Here is a 1168-nt window from a genome sequence, read left to right on the forward strand (position 1 = left end):
CCCTGGCCGCCCTGACCGGCCTGCTGCCGCCCGACTTCGTGCGCTGCCACCGCTCGTACCTGGTCAACCTGCGCCACATCCGCAGCCTGCACGCCGGCTCGGGCAGCCGCTATTGGGTGGTGCTGAGCGACGGCGCGGAGCTGTCCGTGGGCCGCGCCTTTGTCGCGGCGTTGCGGCGGGAGCTGGCGTTGGAGTGAGGGCGTTGCCGGCGCGGACGGGTGGCAGCCTCGCCAGCGATGATCTGGAACACCGTCGGGCACAGGTTGTAAGGAATCGCGACGTCGCCGCTCACAGCATTCGTTGAATGCCCTTAAGCCAATCGCGCCAGAGCACTGGCGTGAGCTTCGGCGAAGTGGTGGAAGCCTGGGACGCGTTCCTGGCCGCAGGCCTGACGGTGGATTTCGTCACCCCCGAAGGCAACGCCGCGCCGATCAACGTGACCGAAGCCGGCGAGTTCCGCAGCCGGCTCTACGACGCGGACCTGATGTACGCGCTGGGACACACCTACACGCCCGCGCAGATCGACCCGGCGCGCTACCGCGCCGTGTACTTCGTCGGCGGCAGCAACGCCATCTACGGCGTACCGGAAAACACCCAGCTGCAAAACATCGCCATGCACGTCTACGAGCGCAACGGCGGCGTGGTGTCGGCCGTGTGCCACGGCACGGCGGGGTTGGTCAACCTCAAACTGTCCGACGGCAAATACCTGATCGGCGGCAAGCGCGTCAGCGGCTATCCCGAGGAGTTCGAACGGCAAGACGCCGCTTATTTCAAAGAGTTTCCGTTCCTGATCCGGCAGACGGTGGAGTCGCGGGGCGGGACGTTCCTGACTTCAGCGCGGGACAAGGGGTATGTGGTGGTCGATGGGAGGTTGGTGACTGGGCAGAATTATCTTTCTGCGAAGCAGGTGGCGGAGGCTGTTGTCGATATTCTTCGCAAGTCGGTTGATCGACAGGGGAGGTAGGGCAGGGCGCGGCGGGAGGTGTGGATCTTGTGCGGGAGTGTCTTGGCTTTAAATGCATGAGCTAAGACTGTGTTTCGCTATGATCGCGATAACTTAAGGATGGCTTGCGTCTGCTTTCGGCCAGTAGCGGACGTCATCGAGCTCGGCCGCAATGAGCACCAGTACAACTCGTCATGGCTCGAAGGCGTGCGTACGGTAAAGACC

At 63.8% G+C, this 1168-nt stretch carries 2 protein-coding genes; both read left to right on the forward strand.

Annotated elements, in window-relative coordinates; all coding sequences use genetic code 11:
- A partial coding sequence (locus tag AB0D94_RS37900; protein WP_362062558.1) for a LytTR family DNA-binding domain-containing protein occupies positions 1-197 on the forward strand: 197 nt, incomplete at its 5' end.
- Positions 198-337: 140 nt separating this feature from the next.
- Complete coding sequence (locus AB0D94_RS37905) at positions 338-964, forward strand: type 1 glutamine amidotransferase domain-containing protein (protein WP_172437275.1); 627 nt, start codon at positions 338-340, stop codon at positions 962-964.
- The last annotated feature ends 204 nt before the right edge of the window (positions 965-1168 follow it).

Origin of the sequence: Streptomyces sp. NPDC048255, from assembly GCF_040652415.1 — a bacterium.
In the GTDB taxonomy this organism is placed as follows: Bacteria; Actinomycetota; Actinomycetes; order Streptomycetales; family Streptomycetaceae; genus Streptomyces.